The organism is Mucilaginibacter sp. FW306-07-L (genome assembly GCF_058782065.1).
This window is the reverse complement of sequence record NZ_JBYSXI010000002.1, coordinates 300,971-327,704: the sequence shown is the minus strand read 5'-3', so window position 1 is coordinate 327,704 and position 26,734 is coordinate 300,971. Positions and strand designations below refer to the sequence as shown.

General features: G+C 44.4%; 25 protein-coding genes. 8 read left to right on the top strand and 17 right to left on the bottom strand.

The features are described from left to right. Positions 1–4: 4 nt before the first annotated feature. Genes AC3WJC_RS11570 through rsmG form a run of 3 tightly spaced genes read left to right on the top strand, consistent with a single transcriptional unit; the run spans position 5 to position 2,335 of the window. Positions 5–1,123 (top strand): glycosyltransferase, encoded by a 1,119-nt coding sequence (locus AC3WJC_RS11570; RefSeq protein WP_492399266.1) that lies wholly within the window; start codon positions 5–7, stop codon positions 1,121–1,123. Next, the gene (locus AC3WJC_RS11565; RefSeq protein WP_492399265.1) at positions 1,114–1,719 is read left to right on the top strand and encodes an RNA polymerase sigma factor; all 606 of its coding nucleotides are present in this window, start codon (positions 1,114–1,116) and stop codon (positions 1,717–1,719) included. Before AC3WJC_RS11570 ends, AC3WJC_RS11565 begins: the two co-directional genes overlap by 10 nt. After that, positions 1,709–2,335, top strand: coding sequence for a 16S rRNA (guanine(527)-N(7))-methyltransferase RsmG (rsmG, locus tag AC3WJC_RS11560; protein WP_492399264.1), 627 nt, complete (start codon positions 1,709–1,711; stop codon positions 2,333–2,335). The genes AC3WJC_RS11565 and rsmG overlap by 11 nt, the downstream gene beginning before the upstream one ends. On the opposite strand, the gene AC3WJC_RS11555 is transcribed toward rsmG, so the two are convergent. Continuing rightward, positions 2,332–4,203 (bottom strand): M56 family metallopeptidase, encoded by a 1,872-nt coding sequence (locus AC3WJC_RS11555; RefSeq protein ID WP_492399263.1) that lies wholly within the window; start codon positions 4,201–4,203, stop codon positions 2,332–2,334. The two genes, rsmG and AC3WJC_RS11555, sit on opposite strands and share 4 nt — an antisense overlap. Next, a complete protein-coding gene (locus AC3WJC_RS11550) occupies positions 4,200–4,571 on the bottom strand; it encodes a BlaI/MecI/CopY family transcriptional regulator (RefSeq protein ID WP_492399262.1) in 372 nt (123 codons plus the stop codon). The genes AC3WJC_RS11555 and AC3WJC_RS11550 overlap by 4 nt, the downstream gene beginning before the upstream one ends. Before the next feature lie 141 nt (positions 4,572–4,712). Between AC3WJC_RS11550 and dprA the strand changes: the two genes are divergently transcribed. Further along, entirely contained in the window at positions 4,713–5,804 is a 1,092-nt protein-coding gene (dprA, locus tag AC3WJC_RS11545; protein WP_492399261.1) for a DNA-processing protein DprA, read from the top strand. Here dprA and AC3WJC_RS11540 read toward each other — a convergent pair. From AC3WJC_RS11540 to sppA, 7 genes are all read right to left on the bottom strand, one after another. After that, complete coding sequence (locus AC3WJC_RS11540) at positions 5,801–6,271, bottom strand: SixA phosphatase family protein (RefSeq protein WP_492399260.1); 471 nt, start codon at positions 6,269–6,271, stop codon at positions 5,801–5,803. The genes dprA and AC3WJC_RS11540 overlap by 4 nt on opposite strands. Positions 6,272–6,334: 63 nt before the next feature. Then, a complete protein-coding gene (locus tag AC3WJC_RS11535; RefSeq protein WP_492399259.1) occupies positions 6,335–7,300 on the bottom strand; it encodes a glycosyltransferase family 9 protein in 966 nt (321 codons plus the stop codon). 2 nt (positions 7,301–7,302) lie between these two features. Further along, positions 7,303–7,815: a D-glycero-beta-D-manno-heptose 1-phosphate adenylyltransferase gene (gene rfaE2 / locus AC3WJC_RS11530; protein ID WP_492399258.1), complete on the bottom strand. Its 513-nt coding sequence runs from the start codon at positions 7,813–7,815 to the stop codon at positions 7,303–7,305. A 12-nt stretch (positions 7,816–7,827) separates the two neighbouring features. Further along, positions 7,828–8,382, bottom strand: a complete 555-nt coding sequence (gene gmhA / locus AC3WJC_RS11525; RefSeq protein WP_492399257.1) for a D-sedoheptulose 7-phosphate isomerase — start codon at positions 8,380–8,382, stop codon at positions 7,828–7,830. A 2-nt stretch (positions 8,383–8,384) separates the two neighbouring features. Beyond that, positions 8,385–9,368, bottom strand: a complete 984-nt coding sequence (gene rfaE1, locus AC3WJC_RS11520) for a D-glycero-beta-D-manno-heptose-7-phosphate kinase (protein ID WP_492399256.1) — start codon at positions 9,366–9,368, stop codon at positions 8,385–8,387. 19 nt (positions 9,369–9,387) lie between these two features. Continuing rightward, positions 9,388–11,061: a helix-hairpin-helix domain-containing protein gene (locus AC3WJC_RS11515; protein WP_492399255.1), complete on the bottom strand. Its 1,674-nt coding sequence runs from the start codon at positions 11,059–11,061 to the stop codon at positions 9,388–9,390. 73 nt (positions 11,062–11,134) lie between these two features. After that, positions 11,135–12,925, bottom strand: coding sequence for a signal peptide peptidase SppA (gene sppA / locus AC3WJC_RS11510; protein WP_492399254.1), 1,791 nt, complete (start codon positions 12,923–12,925; stop codon positions 11,135–11,137). Positions 12,926–13,010: 85 nt separating this feature from the next. Here sppA and folK point away from each other — a divergent pair, with 85 nt between their 5' ends. Next, positions 13,011–13,490: a 2-amino-4-hydroxy-6-hydroxymethyldihydropteridine diphosphokinase gene (gene folK / locus AC3WJC_RS11505; protein WP_492399253.1), complete on the top strand. Its 480-nt coding sequence runs from the start codon at positions 13,011–13,013 to the stop codon at positions 13,488–13,490. A 22-nt stretch (positions 13,491–13,512) separates the two neighbouring features. Further along, positions 13,513–13,881, top strand: coding sequence for an Hpt domain-containing protein (locus AC3WJC_RS11500; RefSeq protein ID WP_492399252.1), 369 nt, complete (start codon positions 13,513–13,515; stop codon positions 13,879–13,881). On the opposite strand, the gene purS is transcribed toward AC3WJC_RS11500, so the two are convergent. From purS to rho, 3 genes are all read right to left on the bottom strand, one after another. Further along, the gene (purS, locus tag AC3WJC_RS11495; protein ID WP_492399251.1) at positions 13,882–14,136 is read right to left on the bottom strand and encodes a phosphoribosylformylglycinamidine synthase subunit PurS; all 255 of its coding nucleotides are present in this window, start codon (positions 14,134–14,136) and stop codon (positions 13,882–13,884) included. Beyond that, positions 14,117–14,842, bottom strand: coding sequence for a CDP-alcohol phosphatidyltransferase family protein (locus AC3WJC_RS11490; protein ID WP_492399250.1), 726 nt, complete (start codon positions 14,840–14,842; stop codon positions 14,117–14,119). Before AC3WJC_RS11490 ends, purS begins: the two co-directional genes overlap by 20 nt. 81 nt (positions 14,843–14,923) lie before the next feature. Then, positions 14,924–16,567: a transcription termination factor Rho gene (gene rho / locus AC3WJC_RS11485; RefSeq protein ID WP_492399249.1), complete on the bottom strand. Its 1,644-nt coding sequence runs from the start codon at positions 16,565–16,567 to the stop codon at positions 14,924–14,926. Positions 16,568–16,831: 264 nt separating this feature from the next. On the opposite strand from rho, the gene pyrF reads away from it, so the two are divergent. After that, a complete protein-coding gene (gene pyrF, locus AC3WJC_RS11480; protein ID WP_492399913.1) occupies positions 16,832–17,662 on the top strand; it encodes an orotidine-5'-phosphate decarboxylase in 831 nt (276 codons plus the stop codon). Positions 17,663–17,853: 191 nt separating this feature from the next. On the opposite strand, the gene AC3WJC_RS11475 is transcribed toward pyrF, so the two are convergent. Further along, positions 17,854–18,390, bottom strand: a complete 537-nt coding sequence (locus AC3WJC_RS11475; protein ID WP_492399248.1) for a pyridoxamine 5'-phosphate oxidase family protein — start codon at positions 18,388–18,390, stop codon at positions 17,854–17,856. Between the two features lie 335 nt (positions 18,391–18,725). Here AC3WJC_RS11475 and AC3WJC_RS11470 point away from each other — a divergent pair, with 335 nt between their 5' ends. Next, positions 18,726–19,790: a glycoside hydrolase family 53 protein gene (locus AC3WJC_RS11470; protein WP_492399247.1), complete on the top strand. Its 1,065-nt coding sequence runs from the start codon at positions 18,726–18,728 to the stop codon at positions 19,788–19,790. A 51-nt stretch (positions 19,791–19,841) separates the two neighbouring features. Here AC3WJC_RS11470 and AC3WJC_RS11465 read toward each other — a convergent pair whose 3' ends face one another. From AC3WJC_RS11465 to AC3WJC_RS11450, 4 genes are all read right to left on the bottom strand, one after another. Continuing rightward, positions 19,842–21,212 carry an exonuclease domain-containing protein gene (locus AC3WJC_RS11465; RefSeq protein WP_492399246.1) on the bottom strand — a complete coding sequence of 457 codons (1,371 nt, stop codon included), beginning with the start codon at positions 21,210–21,212 and terminating at the stop codon, positions 19,842–19,844. Positions 21,213–21,768: 556 nt separating this feature from the next. Beyond that, positions 21,769–23,577, bottom strand: a complete 1,809-nt coding sequence (gene yidC / locus AC3WJC_RS11460; protein ID WP_492399245.1) for a membrane protein insertase YidC — start codon at positions 23,575–23,577, stop codon at positions 21,769–21,771. Between the two features lie 20 nt (positions 23,578–23,597). Next, on the bottom strand, positions 23,598–25,208 hold the full coding sequence (pyrG, locus tag AC3WJC_RS11455; RefSeq protein ID WP_492399244.1) for a CTP synthase: 1,611 nt from the start codon (positions 25,206–25,208) through the stop codon (positions 23,598–23,600). 137 nt (positions 25,209–25,345) lie between these two features. Continuing rightward, positions 25,346–26,668, bottom strand: coding sequence for a peptidoglycan DD-metalloendopeptidase family protein (locus tag AC3WJC_RS11450; RefSeq protein ID WP_492399243.1), 1,323 nt, complete (start codon positions 26,666–26,668; stop codon positions 25,346–25,348). Positions 26,669–26,734: the final 66 nt, after the last annotated feature.

Below are 26,734 nucleotides of genomic sequence, written 5' to 3'. Positions count from 1 at the left end.
TCGGTTGGAAACGTATTTACTCGACGCGCTGCTCTTATTTTTTCAGATCTGTTTTATCAGTCAGTTGTATTACCTGGTAAATTACCATAGCAGGCTTGCCGGTTATAAGCCGTTGGAGGAACTGCCACAGGTAAATATCCCCATATCCATTATCATCAGCGCACGTAATGAGTACGACAATTTAAAGTACAATCTTCCTCTTATTCTCGAACAAAACTATCCTGATTTTGAAGTTGTGGTAGTAAATGATTGCTCGGTTGATGATTCTGACCTGCTGTTGTTAGAACTGCAAAACACCTGCAAGCACCTTAAAGTGGTAACTATTACGGAGCATGCCCGCTTTAAAACCGGTAAAAAATTCGCGCTTACCCTGGGCATTAAAGCTTCAAAAAACGAACATTTGCTGTTTACGGATGCGGATTGCACACCATCGTCAGACAATTGGGTATTGCGCATGGCCAATAATTTTAATACCAAAGCACAGATAGTTTTGGGTTACTCGCCCTATTACAAAGCCGGCGGCATCATCAATACCTTTACCCGTTTTGAAACTATAAAAACCGCTATCAGCTATTTATCTGCCGCGTTGCGCGGGGATCCGTATATGGGTATTGGCCGCAATCTGGCTTATACTAAAACCTTATTTTTCAGCAATAAAGGCTTCGCGGCGCACATGCATGTTTTGCCGGGCGATGATGATCTTTTTGTGAACCAGAACGCCACGGCCGGTAATACTATCATTGAGATACATCCGGACACCTTTATGTACACCCAGTCAAAAACCACGTTAAAGGGTTGGTACCGCCAAAAAAAGCGCCACATGGGGGTGGGTAAATTGTACAAAAACAAACACCGCCGCATGTTGAGCTGGGATGCCATGAGCGGCTTTTTATTTTATGTATCGCTGGTGTTATGTATAGTATTTAAGGTGGAGCCATTGCTGGTTTCGGGCTTGTATTTATTGCGTTTGATAACACAAATATTAATTTATAATAAAATCTTAAAAAACTTAAAAGCAGCAGACTTGTTGCTTTATTTACCAATCCTCGACCTGATTTATTACGTATATTTAAATGTTTTTGGACTGATTGGGACATTTATAAAGACTACCCAATGGAAATAAATACCAACTTTACTGAGAATGCCAAGAACGACTTTCACCTGGTTGTAAAGGCAAGGCAGGGCGACCAGAAGGCCTATGCCGACCTGATGGTACGCTACAAGGATTCCATTTACTTTATGATATTGAAGATGGTAAATAACAAGGAAGATGCCATGGACCTGATGGTTGAAACCTTTGCCAAAGCCTTTGAAAAACTGGACAAATATCAGCCGGATTACGCTTTCAGCACCTGGTTATTTAGGGTAGCTACTAATAATTGCATCGATTTTATCAGGAAAAAGAAACTCAATACCATGTCGATCCATGGGATGATGGATGACGAGGGAGAGGAAAAACCATTGCAAATAAAGGCGGATACGCTAAACCCGGAGGAAACTTCTATAAAAAAACAGCAAACCAAGGAGCTGAAGCAACTGATTGAAGGCTTACCTTTGCGCTATCGTAACCTGATAACGCTGCGATACTTTGATGAGCTATCGTACGAGGAGATAGCCCAACACCTCGACCTGCCGTTGGGTACGGTAAAGGCGCAGTTATTCAGGGCGCGCTACTTGTTAGGTAATATTATTAACCGTTATAACCGGGATGACATCTGAAATTCTACTAAAATACTTTCCTGAAATTACACCGGAGCAGTTAGCACAGTTTGAACAACTGCCCGAATTATATACGCATTGGAACAGCCAGATCAACGTTATATCTCGCAAGGATATTGATCAGTTATACGAAAGGCACGTACTGCATTCATTAGGAATAGCCAAGGTAATGCCCTTTAAATCCGGCGAAAATGTACTTGATGTAGGCACCGGTGGCGGCTTTCCGGGCATTCCGCTGGCTATAATGTTTCCCGAAACAAAATTTCACCTGGTTGATTCTATCGGTAAAAAGATCAAGGTTGTAACCGAAGTTGCCCAGGCACTTGGCCTGAACAACCTGAAGGCCACCCACGCCCGCGCCGAACAAATAGAAGAAGAATTCGACTTCGTGGTGTCGCGGGCGGTAACACGTTTAAAGGAATTTTATCCCTGGGTAAAAAATAAGTTCTACAAACAAGGCTGCAACCGTTTACCTAACGGAATATTATACCTTAAAGGCGGCGACTTAACCGAGGAAATTAAAGAATCGGGCTTGAGTGTGAAGCAATATCACCTCAAAAACTACTTTGATGAAGAGTTTTTTGAAACCAAGCAGGTGGTATATGTTAAGGGTTAACTTTTAGGCAGATACGCGATAATCGCTATCTCATTAAGTGAGTAATGAACTGCTTCGGTATTCACATTCGTACTTTTCTTCTGCTGATTTGATTTAGGGGTGTTATTATCAATTATACTTTTTTCAGTTAACATCTTGCCGTCTCTGTCGGCAAGATTAAAAGAAACAGGTACGGTATAATCAGCATTATTGCTTTTTTTGCCAGGTAACTTGCCTTTGTAGGCTTTTATTGCTTTAATCACTTCTTCTTCAAGTGTTTTGCTTGGCGCTCTCAGTACCCTTACATCTGTAATATTATTATCGGCATTCGTTATAACTTGCGCAAATACACGGCCGGTTACTTTATTATCATAATCAGTTTTTGGATAGTGGATGTTTTGACTCAAATATTTATTAAAAGCCTTGATGTCAGAATCGTCGGTATTTTTAAAAGAGATCCGCTCAATTTTAGGCTCAGGTATTTGTACAGACGAATTTGGCTTTTTAACAGCAGATACAGATTTTTCCTTCAGCTTTTTTTTCTGCTCTTTATCCATACCTAAAATGGTAATCGTACCTACAAAGTTGGCATTTTTAGTAATGGACGGCTCCGGAAAACGCACATAGTTTTGTGCAAGGGTAACAAAGTTTACGCCCAATATATAGGTGCCGGATTTAACATTCAGCTTACCCGGAAATGTATTAAAAGCACTTACAGCGGCGTTACCCAAAACATTTTTGGCAGGTGCTAACAATCTTACAGTATTTACCGCACCTGTTTTATCCACATCAAAACTTATACTTAAACCCGCATACTTTGTCCTGTTAATTTCTGATGCAGGAAATTTAATGTGTTTACCCAGGTAATTGGTCAAAGCAGTAAAATCATTTTTAACTACATCCGGCGGTGGAATTTTGAAACCGGTATCAACCGGGTGTACTTCATTTTTAGGTGATTGATCGTCGGTAACAGCGATGCGTTGCTTAGCCAGTAAGTCAAAAGTCCGGTAATCTTTACTAAAAGCTAAAGTAGAGAGCCCCAACATGCCTGCTAAGGCAGGTAAAATAAACAGGTATTTCAGCCTTGCTGCGCTACCTGAACGTGGTTTGTTTAACATAATTATACGGTTTTTTAAAAGGTTACTATTAAAAAAGGAATTAGCGGTTGCAGGGCCCTGTAAGCCATAGGCATTATTTAACAAAAAGGAAGAATAGGTTAGGCTGTCCGTTTCTTTGTTGGCGGTATGTTCGTCGGCAATATATTCGTGTACCGTTTTAAGGCTGTTTTGCATCAGGTGTATCAGGGGGTTAAACCAGTTGATGATCTTCAGCAACTCTATAAAAATTATATCAGCCGAGTGGTTTTGCCTGATGTGCACCAGTTCGTGCGTAATAATGGTATGCTTATCCGCCTGATTTTTACTTATAAACAGGTAGTTAAAAAAGGAAAAGCCGGTGTTTTGAACGTCAATTTCTACAAGTGTATAATCCTTCAAATTAACCCGGTGGCTTTGGTTTACTAACCGGTACAGCTTAACAAGCTTAATTAAAAACAGTAGGGTTGCCAGGCCTGCGCCTAATGCATATACTACCAGCACCACATCAGTCCAAACCACATTTACTGAGGCGGGTACCGTTGCTAAGTTTGTACCGTTAGCGGTAGGGGTAAAGCTTAAATTACTGTCTACAAAACTCACCTGTGTAACAGCTTCTGCAGGTTTTAACCAGCCGATCTGCATAAGGGGCAGCGCGAATGAAAGTATGCTTGTAATTAAAAGATACCAGCGGTTAGCGGTATAATAGGTTTCGTTACGCAGTACCACCAGGTACATGGCGTAAAACAAGGCCAGGTAAAGGTTGGCCTCTAACAGGTAATACAGCCAGTTCATTTCTTCTCTTTTTTAAGTTTGTCAATCAATTCGGCCAGTTCATTCAACTCCTTAACACCCAGCTTTTTTTCATCGGCGATGAAGGATACCAGGCTTTTGTAAGAGTTATCAAAATAATTGCTCATTATTTTATTGAGGCTGAATTTTTTATACTCATCCTCACTCATCAGCGGAAAATAAACATGCGAGTTGCCATAAGCCTTATGGTCAACAAAACCTTTGCTTTCCAGTACCCGCACTACGGTTGATACCGTGTTGTAAGCCGGTTTCGGCTCCGGCATTTGTTCAATAATATCTTTTACTATGCTCTCCTTTAGCTGCCATAGTATCTGCATCACCTGTTCTTCGGCCTTGGTCAATTCTTTCATTATATAAAGCAAACTATTTTTATAGTTGTAAATGTATAAACTATGATTGTAGTTTGCAAACTATTTTTATAGTTTATTTTAAATGCTAAAATAATTAGGATGTAATTGGCCTGATATTTATCTTCGGGCTACTTAAATACCATGTCGCTACTTCATCAAATCGCCTTAACCAATCTTAAAAATATTGGTGCTACGCTTTCAAAAATCATAGTTGCTTACTTTGGCGATGCCGAAAAGGTGTTTGCCGGTAACGAGAAACGCTTGATGAAGGTGCCTGGTATAGGCGAAAAAACGGTAGCGCAATTAAACTTTGCCGAGGCCCTGCGTAAGGCCGAAGCGGAAATGAAGTTTATCGAAAAGCATCAGGTTGATGTATTTTTATATACCGATCCGCGCTATCCCAAGCGGTTAAAAAACTGTAACGATGCACCTTTACTATTGTATAGTCGTGGCAATGCCGATCTGAACAAGCAGCATGTGATCAGCATAGTAGGTACCCGTAACGCAACGGACTATGGCCGCCAGCTTTGCCGTCAGTTGATCGAAGAACTACAGCAATACAACGTGCTGATAGTAAGCGGGCTTGCCCTGGGTATTGATGTGGCCGCGCACAAGGAATGCCTGCGACTGGGCGTACCAACCATAGGCGTTTTAGGCCACGGACACGACAGGCTTTACCCCAGCCAAAACAAATCGGTTGCTGAAAGGATGCTGGAGAATGGCGGTATACTGACCGAATATCCATCCGGCACCCGGCCGGACAGGGAGAAATTCCCGGCGCGTAACCGTATTGTGGCGGGTATTGCCGATGCTACCATAGTGGTTGAGGCCAGCATAAAAGGAGGCGCGCTTATTACCGCGGAGATAGCTAACTCTTACAACCGTGATGTATTTGCTTTCCCCGGCAGGCTGGGCGATGAGTTTTCAGAAGGGTGTAACTTTTTGATACGCAACAATAAAGCCGCGCTGATAAGTTGTATGGCCGATATAGCTTACAGTTTAGGGTGGGAAAACAGCCAGGCTAAACCCAAACAGCAACTGGCCATGCCTATTGATTTACCGGAGGATGAACGTTTGGTGGTCAGTATTTTACAGCAGCATAAAACACTGGCTATTGATGAACTTACCATAAAAACCGCCATGCCCATGAGCCAACTCGCTATGGTACTGTTAAATATGGAAATGCAGGGTTATATTACTTCTCTGCCGGGTAAGGTGTACCGTTTGGGTTAAGGCGCATCGTAAAATGCCAGTTTGCCGCTATCCTCGGTAACCTCGGCCCAGCTATTCAGATCAAGCTCTATTAAGGCTACGCCCGCTGTATCCATTTGCTGCGGCGAGCCGGTAAAGTAATATAATACCTCACTAATTCCGGGGTTATGCCCAACCAAAGCAATAAAATCAGCATTATCATTGAAACGGCTAATTACCTCGAGCAGCGTTTTGGTGCCGGCATCATAAATCTCCTTATCAGTATGAGGCTGGTGTATGGATAAATGTTCGGTAAAAATATCGGCTGTACCCATGGTGCGCAAAGCGGGGCTGGATATAAGTAACTCAGGGATAATGCCCTTTGCCTTAACACGCCCGGCCATGGCAGTAGCTTCCCTGATACCCTTGGGCGTTAGCGGGCGTTCAAAATCAGTATATCCACTTTCGTGGGTAGCTTGCGCATGGCGTATCAGTAACAGCTTTTTCATGAGATCGTTTATATGATTTTAACTGCAAAATATGGCTTTTGTTTTTAAGCCGTATCAACATGGTCAACTATTGGCAAAATCAGCTATCGGGGCTTCGGGCATATCATTCATGCACTTAAAATGGCCCAGCGGGCATTTGGGCAAGCCGAATTTTGAGCAGGGGCGGCAGGGAAGGTCAATACCAGCTACTAAAGTTTTATCAACCTGGTAGGGTTGTACGCCAAGCAGTTCGGGCGTGGTGCCGCCCCAAACAGAGGCGATAGGTTTGTTAAAGGCCTCGGCAATATGGGTAAGGCCGGTATCAAAACCAATAATACTTTTAGCCTGCGATACCAGGAAAACAGATTGATCGAGCGTGATTTTGCCGCATAGATTGATGGTGCGGCTACCAATCGCGGCGCTTATTTCATCGCCATTGGCGGCCACATCATTACCGCCTAATAATATAACGGGTTGACTAAGCTGCCTGCAAATATTGATGATCTTGTAATTGGGCATCCGCTTGGTAAAGTGGGTAGCGCCAATTATAAAGGCCACAAAGCCGTTTTGGTGTGATACAGGCAGTAAATCAGTTAGGTTATACTGCCCGTTGATGTAGTAATTGATAGGTTCGCCATCATTCACTATCCCTAAAAATTTCACTGTTTCCAGGTAGCGGTCAACCAAATGCTTATGCGGTACTAAGTCCAATTTAAACTTAAGGCTGAGCCATTTACGTAAGCGCTGCTTTTTATAGGTTGATGCCGGTATGCCTGTACGCAGTTTAATAATGGTAGTGCGCAGGTTATTGTGCAGATCAATAATATGATCGTACTTTTCGGCTTTTATCTCACGGATAGTATCGCTCAGGGAATCCTTTAACAACAGTAACTTATCCAGGTACGGGTTATTGTTATAGATGTATTTAAAGGCAGGCTTGGTTAAAAAATGGATCTCGGCATTTGGCAATTGCTTTTTGAGGCAGCGTACAACAGGCGTGGTATAAATAATATCGCCCATTGAGCTAAAGCGGATCACCAGTATCTTCATACTTAACCGGCCTTGTTTTGATCCTTTATCCGGTTAATGATGGAGGTTGACGAGTAGCCTTCAACAAAGGTAATGGTTTTTACTTCGCCGCCATTGGCTATCACTTCCTTAGCACCCACAATGTTCTCTACCGAATAGTCAGCGCCCTTTATCAATATATCAGGCAGCAATGTACTGATCAGGTCAAGCGGGGTATCTTCACCAAAAATGATAATGGCATCTATAAAAAACATGGCGGCCAACAAAGCAGCACGACTGTTTTGATCGTTAATGGGCCTGCTTTCGCCTTTTATACGTTTTACTGAACTGTCGCTATTGAGGCCTAATATTAGCTTGTCACCTGCTTCGGCTGCTTTAGCCAGGTAGGTAATGTGCCCAATATGCAGCAGATCGAACACGCCATTGGTAAAAACCACCTTATTCCCTTCGGTTTGCCAGCCCGAAACCAGTTTTTTAGCCGCGTCGATATCGCCGCATATTTTGTTTATCAGTGTTTTTTCCAGATCGATGCGCATAAGTGAATATCGTTAAAAAGCGTTGTCAATGGCCTTGCAAATAATGTGGCCTATCAATATATGCATTTCCTGAATGCGGGCGGTAATATCTGATGGCACGATGATGTTCAAATCACATGCACCGTTCATCTTTCCACCGTCACGACCGGAAAGACCTAACGTTTTCAAGCCTTTTTGTTTAGCTATTTCAAAAGCCTGTAATATGCTCTCGCTATTACCGCTGGTTGATATGCCGATAAACAAATCCCCCGGTTGGCCTAAGCCCTCCAATTGGCGGGCAAAAACGCGGTCGTAACCGTAATCGTTGCCAATAGCCGTAAGTGCTGATGTATCAACGGTTAAGGCAATCCCGGGTAAAGATACGCGCTCCTTAACGTAACGACCGGTTAATTCGGCCGCTATATGCTGCGCATCGCCCGCGCTGCCGCCGTTACCGGCCAACAGTACTTTTTTGCCATCTTTTAAGGCGGCAACAGTCAATTCGCAGGCTGTTTTTATATCATCTTGGAGCATATTGATAACCTTTTGCAAGGTTTGCTGATGCTCTAATAGTTCTTCGATCACCATAATTATTGGCGTGTAATTAAATGCTCTTTTATTTGTTCAACAGTGGTAGTAGCACTTCCAATTTCCTTTATTACGATGGCCGCGGCATGGTTACCCAGTTCGCAGGCCTCATCAATCTCAAAACCTGATGCCATAAAATAGGCTATAGCGGCCAAAACCGTATCCCCAGCGCCGGTAACATCAAATACGGATGTTGCCTTTACCGGCAGCAATTTATGAGTTAATTCGCTCAATATCACCATACCTTCTTCAGATAAGGTAACCACCAGGTACTCCGCTTCTGTTTGGACAAATATGGTTTTGGCAGCTAGTTTAACTTCGTCAAGTGTTTTTACATGTGCGGCACGTGCGGCCTCGCCCAGTTCCTTACGATTAGGTTTGATCATGTAAGCGCCGCGGTATTTGGTATAATCCAACCCTTTAGGGTCAATAATTACCTTCTTATCCTCGGCCTTAGCCAGACTAATTACCTTTTGTGTAAGCTCGGGCGAAAACAGCCCTTTGTTGTAATCACTCAATATCACCATATCAGCCTGGCCGATCAACGGTTCAAGCCGGGTAAGCAATTGCTGTTGCAAATCCTCTGTTAAATGATCGGTAACTTCCCTGTCAATACGGAGCAGTTGGTGGCTGCCTGCCAAAACACGGGTTTTAACAGTGGTTGTACGGTTGTTATCAATTACCAAAGCATCGGTGGTAACACCATCAGCATGCAAAATTTGGGTAAGCTGTTCGCCGTAAATATCATTGCCGATTACCCCGCAAACCATCACACCCGCACCAAGCGAGGTCAGGTTTTGCACCACGTTACCCGCGCCACCCAGGGTAGTGCTTTCTCCCTTTAGGTTTACAATAGGTACTGGTGCCTCCGGAGATAAGCGCGTAGCTCCGCCGGTTATATAATGGTCAACCATCAGGTCACCCACTACCAGTATATTGGGTTTACTGCCGGTTTGCTGCAGTTGTGTTATTTTATCGATCAGCATTAATGTTTCTTAAATATGCTCAGGCGCGTTTTTGTTTAAAAAACTCCTGTATTTGCTGCAATGATAAGGCATTTAAACATTTTTCTTTATATAAACCACCTTTACGGGCGGCATATACGCCAAACTGCATATCGTTATGGCCTTCCTTGCGGTGCGCGTCGGGGTTTATAGATAACCAAACGCCTTTATCCAGCGCGTATTGTTGCCAGCGCCAGTCAAGGTCAAGCCGCAACGGGTTAGCGTTGATCTCGATCACCACGTTATTGGCAGCGCAGGCATCTATTACTTTTTTATGATCTATCTGGTAACCGTTACGGCTAAGCAGCAACCTGCCGGTAGGGTGGCCCAATATGGTTGTGTATGGATTTTCAATAGCCTTGATAAGCCGGGTGGTGGCCTTATCAATATCCATTTTTAAATTGGCATGTATTGATGCTACTATAAAATCAAACTTTTGCAATATCTCCTCCGGGTAATCCAGTGATCCATCGCCCAATATGTCCGATTCGATGCCTTTGAATACATAAAAGCCATCAAGTTTTTTATTCATATGATCTATCTCCTCATGCTGTTGCTGTACCCTTTCTATATTAAGGCCCTTGGCATATACCGCGCTGCGGCTATGATCGCACATGCCTAAATATTGCAGTTTCATCACATCCCGGCAATAAACCGCCATCTCTTCAATGGTGTGTACGCCATCGCTCCAGGTACTGTGGTTGTGCAGCGAGCCTTGCAAGTCATTAAGGGTGATTAGCTTGGGCAGATTATCATGAGCGGCCTTTTCAATATAAGTGTCGCCCTCACGCAGTTCCGGCTGTATCCATTGCAGGCCTGCTTTTTTGTAGATAATCTCCTCACTCTCCGGCTGATCCAGCGGTGCCGACAGACGGGCAAGCACAGCGTCAACATGTGTATCGCTGCCGGTGTTGAGAAATAGGGTTTTAAAATACTCGCCTTTTTGAACGCATACAATATCTACTAAAAGACCGTTCTCCAACTCGCCCGTGATATGGTTCTCTATAATTTTTATGAATTTGAGCAGGTTTGATTGTTCGAGCGTAGCAAGCGCTATGTTACGGTCATTAGTGCCTATAACGATGTTTAATTCACTGATAATTTCGCTGTACCGCCTGAATTCGCCAGCGATGTGTTTCAACGCTTCCGGAAAAATGGCCTTGATCTGCTCCATAAATTCATGCGCTTCCTGCTCAACCTGCGCATACAGGAATTTGCCGGTGCTGGACATGCGGAACTCAATAGCCTTTATTATTTCGGCCTGGGTTTTGGCGCCAAAGCCTTTCAGCTCTATCAGGCGGTTCTCGTTACAGGCATACAGCAGTTCGCCGGTATTTTCAATACCCATCTCACGCCATATAATACCCACTTTTTTAGGGCCGATGCCTTTAATGGCCATCATTTCCATCACACCTTCGGGCGTTTTTTCAATGAGTGCCTGCATCTCCTTAATGGTACCGGTTTGCAGCAACTCGGTTATTTTGCTTGCCGTACTTTTGCCTATGCCCTCAACAGCCTCCAGTTCGGCAGGTGTTTTATCGGCAACCTTAAAAGGCAGTTTATCAACTTTAAAGGCAGCGTTAGCTACCGAACGGATCTTGAAGCTGTTCTCTTCGTGCAGTTCCATCAGTTGCGACAGCAGGCGCAGGGTACGGGCAATAGGTTTATTTTCCATGCAGAAATTTCGGCTGTAAAAATACAAAAGCCGCCCTGTAACAAGGCGGCTTGTATATAAATTGTTTTATTATTTATTTTATCACCACGTTAAACGGCATACGGGCCTGCGGCACGCGCATAATGCTTTTAACCTGTTTTATCTGATCGTAATAACGGTAATCATCACCCAGTTCTGATTTGATGATGCGTGTTTTAACCTCAGCGCTAAATGCCGAACCAAAGCTTTTAAACGGACTATCCTGCTCCGGATATTCAATTACTTTATAGTTTTTAACATTGGCTTTTTTAGCAGCGGCCTTAACGGCATCATCAATATTACCCAGGCGATCAACCAAACCTATCTTCAACGCTTGCTTACCTGTCCATACACGTCCCTGGCCAATGCTATCAATATAACGCTGCGATTTTTTGCGGCCTTTGGCAACAACGCCGGTAAATACATCGTAACCATGGTTTACCTGGTTTTGCAGTATAGCGCGCTCGGCAGGGGTTAGGGGGCGTGATATATCGCCCAGATCAGCATATTTACTGGTTTTCACGTTGTCGAACGTCATGCCCAGCTTATCGTTAAAGAACTTTTGCATGTTGGGCAATACCGCGAATATGCCGATAGAACCGGTAATGGTATTTGGCTCCGCGAAAATAGAATCGGCAGCGCATGAGATATAGTAACCGCCCGAGGCAGCTACATCACCCATTGATACCATAATAGGCTTTACCTTTTTGGTAAGGGCAACCTCGCGCCAAATCACATCAGAAGCTAACGAGCTGCCACCCGGTGAGTTAACACGCAGAACGACGGCCTTAACCTTATCGTCCATACGGGCTTCGCGCAGTGCTTTTGATAGTTTTTCAGAGCCGATAGTGTTATCGTCGCCATCGCCGCCGTTTATTTCGCCCGAAGCATAGATCATGGCAATGCGGTTGCGTGATGATCCGCTGTCCTCGCCATCTTTATCGGCACCGCCATTAGTAGGGGCACCGTCATATTCATTTAAGGTAACCGCATTCAAATCATCCTTTAAATCGGTTTTGGTGCGTTTTTTCAGATCGTTTAGAACTTCATCCTTGTATTTAAGGCCGTCAATTAATTTTAAGCGAACCGCGTCTTCCGGGTAACGCACGCGCATATTGTCCGCGTAAGCAAACAACGAGTCGCGGTTGATCTTCCGGCTTTTGCTGATGCCATCCAAAAAATGCCCAAACATAGAGTTAAGGTAAGAGGTAACCTGCAAGCGGTTAGCATCACTCATTTTAGTCAGAAAAAATGGTTCAACAGCGCTTTTGTAGGTGCCTACTTTTATAATCTGCGCTTCAATGCCCAGCTTATCCAGCGAGCCTTTTAAAAAGGTGACTTCTGAATTAAAGCCGTTAAACTCAAAAAAGCCCTGCGGGTTAAGGTAAATCTTATCGGCTACGGATGCCAGGTAGTAGAATGATTGTGTATAAACTTCACCGTAAGCAATGATAAACTTGCCTGATTTTTTGAAATCTACCAGCGCGTTACGGATCTCTTCGGTAGTGGCCTGGCCTGATGAGAGATAGCTTTCGTCTAAAAATATACCTTTAATATTATCGTCGGTCTTTGCTTTCTTAATATTAGCCAATACATCATTCAGGCCCAGGTTTTTTTCTTCAAAGCCTAAAAAATTAAGATCAGCCAGTGGATTGTTGGGTGTGCGCTCGCCTATGGGTTTTTTAAAGTCGAGAGTGAGTACGGAGTTGGCTTCAACTGGTGTTTCTTTTTCGGATGCGGAAGAGATGATGCCTGCAAATATAATTACAGATAGTACCCCCATAATGATAGTGGCCGCGAATATACCAACCACCGTGGCGAGTACGAATTTGAAGAATTGTTTCATTAAATACGCTTAATCTTTTTATCTATGCAAACTTAATAAATCGCAGCATATAACACTAAGAGCTATCGGGTTATAATTTGTTACAATGGCACAGGTATTTTTATTGTTGGGGAGTAATTTGGGCGACAGACGCACCCTTTTGGCAGAAACCATAAAACGTATTGAAAAACAGGTTGTTGCGGTAACTGTGGCCTCATCTGTTTACGAAACGCAATCGTGGGGTAAAACGGATGAGCCTGATTATCTTAACCAGGTTGTTATGCTTTACAGCGATGAAGCACCTGAAATGTTGTTAAATACCCTCTTAGCTATAGAGCAGGAGATGGGGCGGGAGCGCAGAGAACGCTGGGGTGCAAGGGTAATTGATATTGATATTTTATTTTATGGTGATAGGGTGATTGATACGCCTACGCTGCAAATACCGCACCCACGGCTGCATGAGCGGCGTTTTACGCTTGAGCCGCTTGCTGAAATTGCGCCGGGCTTTGTACATCCCGTATTTAATAAAGATGTTTTGCAGCTACTAAATGAACTGCAAGATAACTTGATTGTTAAAAAATTATAGCTTTGTAAATTATAATTAAATTATGCCAGTTAATCCGGACCTTGACCTTTCATTTCTGTATGAAATTGCTGATGGAAGTGATGAATTTATTGTTGAATCCATCGAGATGTTTTTACAGCAAACACCTGATCTGCTGCAAAATATAAATAACGCCATTACCGCCGCTGATTGGCCTGCCGCCGCAAGCGCCGCCCATAAGTTAAAACCCAACCTCGGCTTTTTTGGTATGCTGAACAGCCAGGCGCTGTTGCAGGATATTGAGATACAGTGCAAAGCAGGCAACCCAATCGCATCCGATGTGGTGCAAAAGTTTAAAACCGTACATGATAACATGGCGGTTAACCTTGCGGAGCTTGAAACGGTAAAAAAGGAAAAAGAAGCCGGGCTTTAATTAAGCCTGGTGCAGGGTAAACGAGTAGCTTTCCATAATCAGGTTAGCCAGCAGGTTTTTGCATGCTTCGTCAACCTTGGCGGTAGCAGCAGCTTCGCTTTCAGCCTCGATCTCTAAAGTAATGTGTTTGCCAATGCGCACATTTTGAATTTCGGCCAGCCCAAGGTTTTTCATGCTGCCGGTTACGGCCTTACCTTGAGGGTCTAATATTTCTTTTTTGGGCATTACATCGATCTCAGCCTGAAACTTTATCATTTGCTAATTTGAATTGAATTAATGATAGGGTGATATAAAATATGATAACCACCGGAACAGCGGCAAATTTAAAAAATAGTATCAATATTGCCGAAAGCAGCAGTAGTAAATAGCGATAAATATTCTTGTTAAAGTCGCGGTTTTTAAATTTAAGCGACATTAAAGGCAGCTCAGCCACCAGTAAGGCGCACATTACCAGCACAAACGCGGTTAAGGCGTAGGGGTTAAATAATATTTCGCCAACGTTAGGTATTTGCTGTAAAATAAGCGGAAAAGAGGCGATCAGGATGGCATTTGCCGGTGTTGGCAGGCCAATAAAGCTTTCGGCCTGGCGGGTATCGTTATTAAATTTAGCTAAACGCAATGCCGAAAATACCGGTATCAGGAAAGCTACGAAGGGCAGATAATCACTCACCACACCCAATTGCGGGCCCTGCTGAAAAAATTCATACAGTATAACCGACGGTAAAACGCCAAAGCTCACCATATCGGCAAGCGAATCCAGATCCTTACCTATGCCCGAATAGGAGCGGAGCACCCGTGAGGCCAGGCCGTCAAAAAAATCAAATATAGCAGAGAGGAATATGGCGTAGGAAGCGAAAATCAGGTTATCACCGGTAAATGTTAATACTATGCCTATGCACCCGCTAAACAGGTTGGCGCAGGTAATAAAATTCGGAAGGTGTTTTCTGACGCGTTGCTTCATTTCAAGCCATGAAGGTATCAATAATCACGAAGTTACAAGTTAATTATTTGCTAACTTATAAACTTCGCGATTATTAAATTATTATGAGTTCATTGAGATCAGGAATTCTTCGTTGGTTCTTGTGCCTCTTATCTGGCTTTGTAAAAACTCCATTGATTCCTGCGAATTCATATCGGCCAGGTGATTACGCAATATCCAGATGCGCTGCAATGCGTCGCGGTCAAGCAACAGGTCATCACGGCGGGTACTTGATGCGGTAATATCAATAGCCGGGAATATACGTTTGTTTGATAGCTTACGATCCAGTTGAAGCTCCATGTTGCCGGTACCTTTAAATTCTTCAAAGATCACCTCATCCATTTTCGAGCCTGTTTCTGTAAGCGCCGTAGCGATGATGGTTAACGAGCCGCCATCCTCAATGTTACGGGCCGCGCCAAAAAAGCGTTTAGGTTTGTGCAGCGCGTTGGCATCCACACCACCTGATAATATTTTACCTGATGCCGGGGCAACGGTATTGTAGGCACGGGCAAGGCGGGTTATCGAGTCGAGCAGTATGACCACGTCATGGCCGCATTCAACCATACGTTTAGCTTTCTCTAAAACGATGTTGGCAATTTTTACGTGTCTTTCGGCAGGTTCATCAAAGGTTGATGATACCACCTCGGCACGTACGCTGCGGGCCATATCGGTAACCTCTTCAGGGCGCTCATCAATCAGCAGGATGATCAGGTATACTTCGGGGTGGTTTTTAGCGATAGCGTTGGCCACATCCTTCAATAACATGGTTTTACCTGTTTTAGGCTGCGCTACAATTAAACCGCGCTGGCCTTTACCTATCGGCGAAAACAGGTCCATTATACGGGTTGAGTAATTGTTCGCGTCTGTAAACAGGTTCAGTCTTTCTGATGGAAAGAGCGGCGTTAAGTGATCAAACGGTACACGGTCGCGCACTTCGGCAGGTATGCGGCCGTTAATGGCCTCTACGCGTACCAGCGGAAAGTATTTTTCGCCCTCTTTTGGCGGGCGGATGCTGCCACGTACGGTATCACCGGTTTTTAAACCAAACAGTTTTATTTGCGACTGTGATACATAAATATCATCAGGAGAGGTAAGGTAGTTATAATCTGATGAGCGAAGGAAACCATAACCATCCGGCATAATCTCCAATACACCCTCGTTAATAATTACATTATCAAAATCAAGGTTGATGGCTTCCTGCTGTTTTTGCTGGTTAGGGTTAACACGGCGTTCAAATTTTTGAGGGCGCTGTTGTTGCTCGGCCGGTGCGTCCTGTCTTGCGACAGGGGCATCTGCTTGTTGTTGTACCGGTGCGACAGGTGCAGCCTGTTGTGGAGCCTCCTGCGTTTCTTCAGCGGCAGGTGCTTCATCTTCGGTGGTATCATTAAACAGGTTGGTATCCGTAACACGTACTTCGGCCCTGCCGGCAGGCTGGGGGCTGGCTGTTTTTACACTGCGTGTTCTTTTACGCGGCTTATCGTCGGCATCAGTAGCTGCCTGCGGTTCGGCCGTGGCGGTTTTTTCGGTATAGTTTTGTTCAACAATACTTTGCTGAGCCTTGGCAACTTCAATAAGTTGCTGCTGCTCTTTTATACGTGTAATAAGCTGTGCTTTTCTAAGTTCATCGGCCTCGCCTATACCTAAGCTTTTTGCGATGTCACGCAACTCAGATACGAGCTTGTCGTTCAATTCAATCTTATCAGACATGATTTGGATTATAGTTCAAGAGAATTATTTTGTTTGAAGGTTATCCCCGCATTAGCAACGCAGCACTTTCGTAACTTAAACAACTGTTATAAAAAATACCCGGATTTTAAATTATTTCTTTAGTGCAAGAAAAATTCAAAGAGGAAAACGTTGCAATGTTACTTAAATATTTTCAAATAGCAAATTATCAAAAATATTTATCGTGTTTAAGGCTAACAGTTTTATTAATTTTTAGTTTTTTTGACCCTTAAATTATTTTGCATGATCTCCAGACAACAGCTTATTGAACAGATTAAACAAAAGCGCAGCTTTTTATGCGTAGGCCTTGATACTGATTTAGATAAGATCCCCGAATTTTTAAAGCAGTACCCCGACCCGATCCTTGAATTCAACAAGCGTATTATTGATGCTACCAAAGATTTGTGTATTGCCTACAAACCCAACGCCGCCTTTTATGAGAGCTATGGTGTTAAAGGCCTGCAAAGCCTGGTTGATACTTATAAATATATACCTAACGATACACTGAGTATTATTGATGCCAAGCGTGGCGATATCGGCAATACTTCAGACAGGTATGCCCGTGCCTTTTTTAATGAAGCCGACACCGGGATGGGTTTTGATGCCATCACCGTAACACCCTATATGGGTAACGATAGCGTTACGCCTTATTTAAAATACGATGGTAAGTGGGTGATTATACTGGCGCTTACCTCATCAACAGGCAGTAAAGATTTTCAATACCTGGAAACACCGGATGGCCTTCTGTTTGAAAGCGTTATCAAAAAAGCTAATACCTGGGCCGGTGCCGACAGGCTGATGTTTGTGGTAGGAGCCACCAAAAGCACCGAGTTTACCGCCATACGCCAGTGTGCGCCCGATAACTTTTTATTAGTACCCGGCATAGGCGCACAGGGTGGTAGTTTAGAAGATGTGTGTAAATATGGTATTACCAAGGATTGCGGCCTGATCGTCAATTCATCACGCGCTATCATCTACGCATCCAACGGTGAGGACTTTGCCGATGCCGCCCGCGCCGAAGCCCAAAAGCTGCAAAAGCAAATGGAAGCAGAGCTGGAAAAAGCGGGAATTATTTAGATTGCGGAATCGGAAGTTAGATTGCGGAATTTGAACAATCACCTAACATTTTGTCATTTCGATCGAGGTACGAGGAGAAATCTGTCGCTATATAAACTGCGGAAAGATTTCTCGCTATCGTTCGAAATGACACGATTGATGGTCTAATTAAGCAAAATTCCGCAATCTAACTTCCGAAATTCGCAATCAACTTACGCTTTCAAATCACCTTCTATCGAATCATCAATGGTGGTACCCATAATAGCTCCGGCAATTTGTTTAACAAAGGCGATGGCGTTGCCATGTTTGTTATCCCAATAGTGGCCTTGTGTTGGCGATACTTTGATAATGCTAATGCGTGGATCGCTTTTACCTTCGGTAAACCATACTTTTAATATAGGGTCCCACAGTTCATCAATCTTGCTTTTGTCTTCACTTATTTCGGCTATGCCGTAAATGTTTAAAAAGCCTGAATACGCTGAACTTTGAAAAAGCAGTTGCACAAACGGATCGGCGGCTATCTCGGCATTTTTGTGGCTGTCGTTTGAGCTTAAAAACCACAGGTCGCCATTATCGTCAATTTTTTGTGGCGACATAGGGCGGGTTGAAAATGGCAGGCCGGTTTTTATGTTACTGCAAAAAAAACAGCTATCGGCTTTTTCGGCTAACTGTTTAAGCTTTTTCCAGGCTTCGTTACCTTCCAGGTTTTCAATATTATCTTCGGGCTGATTGGCGTTAATGCTATCCATTGTTATTTGTTTTTTATGGTAAATTATTTAACTATAACAACCCGCGGTGTTGCATAATTGTTTAAAATAATTATAGGGTAAAACACCTATGTTATTGAAATTAAGGCAAAAAGAACAAAATAAAAGCTGTTTTGAGATAACACCTGTAGCAATGCATGCATTTACTTTGCTGTAATTATAAACCAATACCATCTATTTCTTGCTTTATACACTTGCCATCTGGCGTAGTATTGATTGAACGCGGCCGCTGATATCAACGCTAACCAATGAGATGCCTGTAGTAATAAACGAGCTGTAGCAGGTAAAACACCATTTATTAACCTTGAAACTTAATTATGAAAACAAAGATCACTCTCGTCCTTTTTTGTGCCGTATACCTTTTTACGGCTTGTAAAAAATCAGTTAATGTTGACAACTCCTCACCTGTAACGTCTACCACGGAGAGCAGGTTAAAAACCGAAGCCGCACCATCTTTTGCTTATGGTGCCGATGTAAGCTGGATAACCGAGCAGGAGGCCGGGGGCAAAAAATTCTATAACAGCAGCGGCACCCAGCAGGATATATTTACGGTACTCAAAAGCAAGGGAATCAATGCTATCCGATTCAGGGTGTGGGTAAATCCATCCAATACCTATAACTCTACGGCCGATGTGGTTGCTAAATGCAAACGCGCTAAAGCCGCCGGCTTGAGTATAATGATCGATTTTCATTACAGCGATACATGGGCTGATCCGGGCAACCAAACTAAACCGGAGGCATGGGCGAGCCAGGATTTTACTACGCTGATGTCAACCGTTTACAACTATACCTATAACACGCTAAACACCATAAAATCTAACGGTATTACGCCCGACTATGTGCAGGTAGGTAACGAAACCAGTGACGGTATGCTATGGCCCGATGGCAGGGCATCGTTATCAGCCACTAATTTTAAAAATTTTGCCTGGCTGATCAATTGCGGGTACGATGCCACCAAAGCGATCTTCCCATCGGCAAAGGTGATCGTGCATGTGGCCAACGGGTTTAACAACACTACTACACGCTGGATATTCGACGGCATTAAAGCTAACGGTGGTAAGTGGGATGTGTGTGGTTTTTCGGTATATCCCTCAACAAGTGGCTGGCAAACCACAAACAACCAGGTTTTAACCAACATGAAAGATATGGTAAGCCGTTATGGCAAGCAGGTAATGATATGTGAGGCCGGTATGGATGTATCAGCAGCGGCAACCTGCAAATCCTTCCTTACCGATCTGATCGCCAAAACCAAATCAGTATCAGGCGGACTGGGCGTTTATTACTGGGAGCCGCAAGCCTACGCAAGCTGGAAAGGCTACAACATGGGCGCGTTTGACAGCAGCGGCAAACCTACAGTAGCTATGGATGCCTTTATACATTAGTGTTTTACTAAACGCAGGCAGATATATTATTTGCCTGCGTTTAGTAATTATTTATGCACCCGCGAATACCAGTTTTCGCTCCGGGAAACGTGCCGCGTAGCCCGATACGATGTTGCGGATATAATCATTGCCCGGATAGGGGGTGAGGTGGTTTTTTAATTGCTGGATATCATCCGTACGAAAGTAGTGTGATATATAGCCCATGCCATAAAAACGCCCTTTTTCAATCAGTATGTAACTATGCTCGTCAATGGTGCGGCCTTCGTCGCGCACGGCAAAGGTGGGCAGCGCCTGGTTGAGCGATTCAATAGCCAGGTTTACGCGGCCGTTATAATCATCGGCAGTCATGCCACCACAGCAGGCACAGGTATCCTTATGTATGCCGTTGCATTCGGCATTGTTTTTCTGAATAAAGCACAGCTTAGGGCAAAGGCCAAAAGTATCTATCAATTGGTTAAGCAGGTTATAACCTTCCAGCATGGAGTTGCAGGTGTATAGCGGCATCTGGTGCTTGCGGTGCTTGTCAACCGCCAGGCGCACGTAGCCGCGCTGGTCAATATAATCATACAAGGCGTAACCCTGCTCAAAGCGTTTAAGTGAGCGATTATATTGCGGCCATAGGCGTTTTATCTCCACGGCTTCCAGCACAAAAGCAATCAGTTCGGTACCACAAACCTGGTAGCTGATGCTGTGTATGTTCTTCATAAAATCCTGCCGTTGCCGCCCGGCATTGTTGCCCGTAAAATGGCTGCAAACCCGTTTCTTTAAGTTTTTAGCCTTGCCTACATAAATTACTTTGCCCTTATTGTCGTGAAAGTAATATACACCGGGCATGTAGGGCAACTGGTCAATATATTGCTTTGGCAGGTTGGCAGGTAATACCTGCTCTTTTGAGTTTTGTTTAAGGGCCTTGCCAATATGTTTGTCCGCATCGGCAGCCAGCAGCATGGTAAACAGCTTAGCCGTAGCTTCGGCATCACCCGCGGCACGGTGGCGGCTGGTATTAACAATACCCAATTGCGAACATAGCTTACCCAAACTGTACGACGGAAAGCCCGGCATTATTTTACGCCCCAGCCTCACGGTGCATAGCTTATTGCAATGCAGATCATACCCGGCCTGTGCCAAATGGTAGCGTACAAAAGAATAGTCGAAGTTTACATTATGGGCAACAAATATCTTGCCCTCCAGCAATTGAAATATTTCATGCGCCACATCCTTAAAAAGCGGGGCATCGGCCACCATCTCATTAGTAATACCGGTAAGCGCCCTTATATACACCGGGATATCGCGCTGCGGATTAACCAGCGTATCAAACCGTTTAACCACGTGCACACCATCATGAATACAAATAGCTATCTCTGTAATGCCATTGGCGTTGGCATGCCCTCCCGTCGTTTCAATATCCACAATAGCGTACATAAATCAAATGTACTAATTTTTAACAATTTGCTAAATAATTTAGTGAATGGGATTGGTGATATTATAATTTTTTTTAACTGTCCTCAACTTCTTTTGTGCGAACAAAAGAAGCAAAAATCGCCGGCTACGTCCTGCCCGGTGAAAGGTTGTGCTTGGGCAAGGCTTCTGCTACTCCGGGCATTACTGATGCCGGAAATTAAGGTTATTTGTGGTTTGTGCGTTTGTCTTAATGGATTTTTGTTAGGAGTTAGAAAAGCGGTGGCCTGCCGGAAAACCGGGCCGGGAGTATGGCCTGTGCAGCTGAAGGTTTTTTCCGGCTTCACTTTTGGTTACTTTGTGTCTAAGACAAAGTAACTGGCCTCTGCGGCCAAGAGCAGGCTGGCAATAGATAAATCACAACCCCTTTAATTAAGGCAAAACTAAAATAAACCACAGTTCATTCACGTAAATTAATGACGGTTCATTCCTGATACCCACAAAAAAAAGCCGCATCAGTTACGATGCGACTTTAATATCGATATGGTCAATCACTATTCACTACTGACCATTCACTATATTATTTCTTTTTTTGCTGCGTTTGCTGTTGCTGGCGCATCATTTCTTCTAAACGTGCCGAGAAGCCTGATTTTTTCTTTTTGGTATCTTCCGGCTTGGCCTTGTTCTCCTGAATTTTGGCGTGGATCTTTTTATCGTCAACCATCAAACGGATAAGATATTGCTGTCCGAAAGTTAACATATTGGCCAAAAAGTAGTAGTAGTTCAAACCTGCCGGGTAGCTGTTTAGCATACCGAAGAAGATAAGCGGGGTAATGTAACCGATATACTTCATCTGGCCGGTAGCGCCTGATAGCTGGTTGTTAAAGTAGGTGTAGATCAGGGTTGAGATGGTCATCAGCAAACACATTAAGCTGATGTGCGTCCAACCGATCAACGGCAGTGGCGAGAATGAAAGCACCGCGTCATAGGTCGAAAGGTCTTTCATCCATAAAAAGCTCTCGCCGCGCAGCTCAAACAAGCTCGGGAAAAAGCGGAAGAAAGCGATCACGATCGGCATTTGCAGCAATAGCGGCAAACAACCACCCAGCGGGTTAACACCTGCTTTTTTATAAAGCTTCAGGTATTCCTGTTGCAGCAGGGTAGGGTTATCCTCGCCAACCTTGGTTTTTATTTCGTCCATCTCCGGCTTAAGCACGCGCATTTTAGCCATTGACAGGTATGATTTATAGGTTAAAGGCGACAATACAACCTTTAATAGAATGGTAAGCGCTAATATAATTACACCATAATTCCAGTTAAACTGATTTAAGGCGTTAAATATAGGCAGCACCGCAAAACGGTTAATGTATTTAAGCGGACCCCAGCCCATGTCAACCTGATCCTGCAGGTCATATCCCTGATCTTTAAGGGTGCTGAAGCGGTTTGGCCCAAAATAAAATTCCAGCGGATAAACGCCGCTTGCATCCTTAGCAACAGCCAGGTCGGCTTTCATTTGCTTAACATCGGTTTCGGTATTTACATCCGTATTCACCCCGACCTTCGCTTTGTTAAAGCCTGTTTTGCTGATAATTACGTTCGAGAAAAAGTGTTGTTTGAATGATACCCATTGTACCTTTTTATCGGTAACATCCTTTTGCTCATCTTCGGTTACGCTCAGGTGTTCTACATCGCCATCAAGCAGTTTGTAGTAAACGGTTGAAAACTGGCGCTCCTGCTTCATGTCTTTTTCCTGTTTGTGCAGGCTGGCAGCCCAGTTCAGGTTAAGTACACCGTTGTTACCCAGTATGGCATCCATACCGGTAGTTTTAATGTTAAGGGCGAGTTTATAGCCTTTATCAGCAAGCGAGTAGGTATAATCAATATATTGCGATGGGCTGTAGCTCAGGCGCATGGTTACAGAGGTAGCTGTTGCCTGTACCGGCGCGAAATAAAGCGAGGCGGTGTTAAAACCACGGCCGGCGGCATTTAACGTAGTGCCAAAATTATTACCCTGGCCATCAAATAATACCAGCGCTTTTTTATCAAATGTTTTGTAATCTTTCAGCTCAACTGATTGTATTTTACCACCAAGGGTGCTTAGTTCAACCTTAATATCGGCATTTTGCAGTATTACGGGTTGTGCCTTGCCGGTAATGGCGGCTCCAAAAGGGCCTTTCATAGCAGCCGAATCAACCGGTTTTGGCGTGGTTGCAGCAGCTACAGCGGCGGTCTTTTTAGCGGTATCCTGCTTTTTGTTGTCCTTGGCAGCGGTGGCGGCGGCGCGTTCCTTTTCGCGTTTTATTTCCTCGGGCGAGGGTTTTATGAGGTAGAACCCGCCTACCAATATCAGCATGATCAGGAATAATCCTGTGAATGTATTTCTATCCATTATTTAAAATCGAACAATAATTAATTCTTGCGGGCGTAGGCCAGCGAAGCGGCGACAAAGTTAATAAAAAGTGGATGCGGATTAGCAACTGTTGATTTTAATTCAGGATGAAACTGCGCGCCTACAAAATAGGGGTGGTTTTTAAGCTCAACTATCTCAACCAAACCGTTTTCAGGGTTGATACCTGATGGTATCAGGCCGGCTTCTTCATACTTTTTAAGGTATTCGTTATTGAACTCGTAACGGTGGCGGTGGCGCTCGCTGATATGGGTTTTGCCATATATAGCGGCTGCCTTTGATCCTTTTTTCAGATCACATGGGTAAGCGCCCAAACGCATGGTACCGCCTTTGGCTGTAATGTTCTTTTGTTCCTCCATCATGCTGATCACCGGGTATTTGGTGTCAGGGTTCATCTCGGTACTGTTGGCGCTTTCGAGGCCAAGCACGTTACGGCCAAACTCTACAACAGAGCATTGCATGCCCAGGCATATCCCAAAGAAAGGAATGTTATTTTCGCGTACATAGCGGATAGCTTCAATCTTGCCCTCAAAACCACGCTCGCCAAAGCCGGGTGCAACCAACACGCCATGCAGGCCTTTTAGGCGCTCAATGGCATTGCCGGGCGTTAATTGTTCGGAGTGGATGTACTCTACCTTAACCTTGCATTCATTTTTAGCACCGGCATGTATAAAAGATTCGGTAATGGATTTATAAGCATCCGGCAGCTCAACGTATTTACCTACCAGGCCAATGCGTACTTCGGATGTCGGGTTTTTAAGTCGGCCTAAAAAGTCTTTCCAGCTATCTAAAGCAGGCTCGTTTTTATGCGGAAGTTTAAATTTGGTCAGTACCGTTTTGTCCAGTTGCTCTTTCAGCATCAGCAACGGCACATCATAAATGGTTGAAGCGTCTATCGACTCAATAACGGCATTAATATTTACGTTACAGAACAGGGCTATCTTTTTGCGCAGATCCTGGTTCAGGTGATGCTCGGTACGGCAAACCAATATATCGGGCTGTATACCATACTCCAGCAACATTTTAACCGAGTGTTGTGTCGGTTTGGTTTTTAACTCGCCCGCGGCAGCCAGAAACGGCACCAGCGTAAGGTGGATAACCAGCGAGTTACTTGAGCCAACCTCCCAACGGAACTGGCGTACGGCCTCAACAAATGGCAGCGACTCAATATCACCCACGGTACCGCCAATTTCGGTGATCACGATATCATAATCGCCGCTTTCACCCAATATGCGAAAGTTGCGTTTGATCTCATCTGTAATATGCGGAACAACCTGTACCGTTTTACCCAAAAACGCACCCTCGCGTTCGCGGTTGATGACGTTTTGGTAGATACGGCCTGTAGTAATGTTGTTTGATTGCGAGGTAGGGGTATTCAAAAAACGCTCGTAGTGGCCAAGGTCAAGGTCAGTTTCGGCACCATCCTCGGTAACGTAGCATTCGCCGTGCTCATAAGGGTTCAGCGTTCCCGGATCGACGTTAATGTAAGGGTCGAACTTTTGGATGGTTACACGGTAACCACGCGCCTGTAAGAGTTTAGCTAATGATGCGGAAATAATACCTTTCCCTAACGACGAAGTAACGCCGCCCGTAACAAAAATATACTTGGTCATGTTGTTTTTTGAATTTTGACGACAGTTTTAACCGCTCGTCAAATTGTTTGTGTACGGGATACAAAGGTAAGAATATTTAACAGTTTTTTGCTGATGTTGAGAAAATGCGTGATGTTAAAATTATCCGGCTTTATAATTTATTGATTAACAGTTACCCAGCCGGTTTCTTCAGCCGTTTTTACCAGGTAATAATTTTTATAGGCACCAAGCACGGCTACTTTATCGCCTGCTGCTAATTGTAGTTTGCCGGGCGCGTTCGCGGTATCAGGTGCATCGAGCAAAGGTTGCGCTTTTTTCAGGATGATGTTTCGTAGAATGTTCGCATCAGTAATGCTTCTGCTGCTAATGTAGCCGCCCAAACCGTCGGGCAATTTTACTTTATACCACGAGCCTATAGCAGCCTCAACAGTAAGCACCGTGTTTTTAGGCAGATTAAGTAGTGAGCCGGCTTTATCATCAGGAGAAGTGTATATTTTGTTTTGAGTGTTGGCTGTGCGTACGGTGCCATTTAAATAATTTAAGGCGGCGGTAGTTTTTGCAGGTTCTGTGATCTTGCTGTCCACAAATGCCAGCGGATCAATGGCGCCGCCCGATGTATAAATACCGAAATGCAGGTGCGAAGGCGTGTTACGGGCATTACCGGTATTGCCCACCAGGCCGATGGTATCGCCGGGTTTTAAGGTTTGCCCGTTTTGCACAAGCTGGCTATCCAGGTGAGCGTAATATAGCGTGTAGTCCTTTCCATCCGGCCGAAAAAATACCACTTTACCGCCCAGGTTATTTTTGGTAACATTATTAACTGTACCGCTTGCAGCGGCTACGGCGGGTGTGCCCTTGGGGGCGAAAATATCAATACCCTCATGCTTGCGGCTGCCGTCATCACGGTTTACACCCCAAAAGCTGCCTATGCGCGGTTTGCCGCTTGCCGATACCGGGAAACCGAGTGATGGCCCGTCGGTAATGGTCAAGGTATATTCCCCGCTGATCAGCAGTTCAGGTTGCAGCCTGAGCAGGTAGCTGCCATCGCGTTTTATTTCATATTCCAGCGCCTTGCCGGTAGTATCAGCAAAGGCCACGCGTTTGGTTTCGGTGCCGTTCAGTTCAAACAGGTCGGCATAAATATTAATGTTAAGCGGTTTTTTAGTCAGGCTGATGCTGAGTTTTTTACCACGTTTGGCCGTAAAGCGCAAAGCGGTACCACCGGCCTTATCAGCCGCGAAGTAACCAGTTTCCCGGTAAGGGATGGTAATGTTAAGCGGCTTGGTGATCACCTCATCGGCATTAAGTAACCAGCGGCTGCCCATGGCGGTACGGTCAAGCCCCGCATCTTTCAGCCTTTGCCCGTAAGCCTCATGCGGCGATTGCTTTTTAAAAATAGCGATGCCGCCCCTGTCGCTACAGGCGCTTAGTGTTACTAATAAGCATACTATGGCGCTAATGCCCCTTAACCTTGTTTTCATATATCCCGCTGATGTTACCCGGAATAATAACTTTTGGGTGTGGTTAAAGTTTGGAAAAGAGGGTGT

Bases quoted from the DNA above. Each gene is read 5' to 3' on its own strand.
- AC3WJC_RS11565 (WP_492399265.1), top strand. From the start codon at position 1,114: ATGGAAATAAATACCAACTTTACTGAGAATGCCAAGAACGACTTTCAC.
- rsmG (WP_492399264.1), top strand. From the start codon at position 1,709: ATGACATCTGAAATTCTACTAAAATACTTTCCTGAAATTACACCGGAG.
- AC3WJC_RS11555 (WP_492399263.1), bottom strand. From the start codon at position 4,203: ATGAACTGGCTGTATTACCTGTTAGAGGCCAACCTTTACCTGGCCTTG.
- AC3WJC_RS11550 (WP_492399262.1), bottom strand. From the start codon at position 4,571: ATGAAAGAATTGACCAAGGCCGAAGAACAGGTGATGCAGATACTATGG.
- dprA (WP_492399261.1), top strand. From the start codon at position 4,713: ATGTCGCTACTTCATCAAATCGCCTTAACCAATCTTAAAAATATTGGT.
- AC3WJC_RS11540 (WP_492399260.1), bottom strand. From the start codon at position 6,271: ATGAAAAAGCTGTTACTGATACGCCATGCGCAAGCTACCCACGAAAGT.
- AC3WJC_RS11535 (WP_492399259.1), bottom strand. From the start codon at position 7,300: ATGAAGATACTGGTGATCCGCTTTAGCTCAATGGGCGATATTATTTAT.
- rfaE2 (WP_492399258.1), bottom strand. From the start codon at position 7,815: ATGCGCATCGATCTGGAAAAAACACTGATAAACAAAATATGCGGCGAT.
- gmhA (WP_492399257.1), bottom strand. From the start codon at position 8,382: ATGGTGATCGAAGAACTATTAGAGCATCAGCAAACCTTGCAAAAGGTT.
- rfaE1 (WP_492399256.1), bottom strand. From the start codon at position 9,368: ATGCTGATCGATAAAATAACACAACTGCAGCAAACCGGCAGTAAACCC.
- AC3WJC_RS11515 (WP_492399255.1), bottom strand. From the start codon at position 11,061: ATGGAAAATAAACCTATTGCCCGTACCCTGCGCCTGCTGTCGCAACTG.
- sppA (WP_492399254.1), bottom strand. From the start codon at position 12,925: ATGAAACAATTCTTCAAATTCGTACTCGCCACGGTGGTTGGTATATTC.
- folK (WP_492399253.1), top strand. From the start codon at position 13,011: ATGGCACAGGTATTTTTATTGTTGGGGAGTAATTTGGGCGACAGACGC.
- AC3WJC_RS11500 (WP_492399252.1), top strand. From the start codon at position 13,513: ATGCCAGTTAATCCGGACCTTGACCTTTCATTTCTGTATGAAATTGCT.
- purS (WP_492399251.1), bottom strand. From the start codon at position 14,136: ATGATAAAGTTTCAGGCTGAGATCGATGTAATGCCCAAAAAAGAAATA.
- AC3WJC_RS11490 (WP_492399250.1), bottom strand. From the start codon at position 14,842: ATGAAGCAACGCGTCAGAAAACACCTTCCGAATTTTATTACCTGCGCC.
- rho (WP_492399249.1), bottom strand. From the start codon at position 16,567: ATGTCTGATAAGATTGAATTGAACGACAAGCTCGTATCTGAGTTGCGT.
- AC3WJC_RS11475 (WP_492399248.1), bottom strand. From the start codon at position 18,390: ATGGATAGCATTAACGCCAATCAGCCCGAAGATAATATTGAAAACCTG.
- AC3WJC_RS11470 (WP_492399247.1), top strand. From the start codon at position 18,726: ATGAAAACAAAGATCACTCTCGTCCTTTTTTGTGCCGTATACCTTTTT.
- AC3WJC_RS11465 (WP_492399246.1), bottom strand. From the start codon at position 21,212: ATGTACGCTATTGTGGATATTGAAACGACGGGAGGGCATGCCAACGCC.
- yidC (WP_492399245.1), bottom strand. From the start codon at position 23,577: ATGGATAGAAATACATTCACAGGATTATTCCTGATCATGCTGATATTG.
- pyrG (WP_492399244.1), bottom strand. From the start codon at position 25,208: ATGACCAAGTATATTTTTGTTACGGGCGGCGTTACTTCGTCGTTAGGG.
- AC3WJC_RS11450 (WP_492399243.1), bottom strand. From the start codon at position 26,668: ATGAAAACAAGGTTAAGGGGCATTAGCGCCATAGTATGCTTATTAGTA.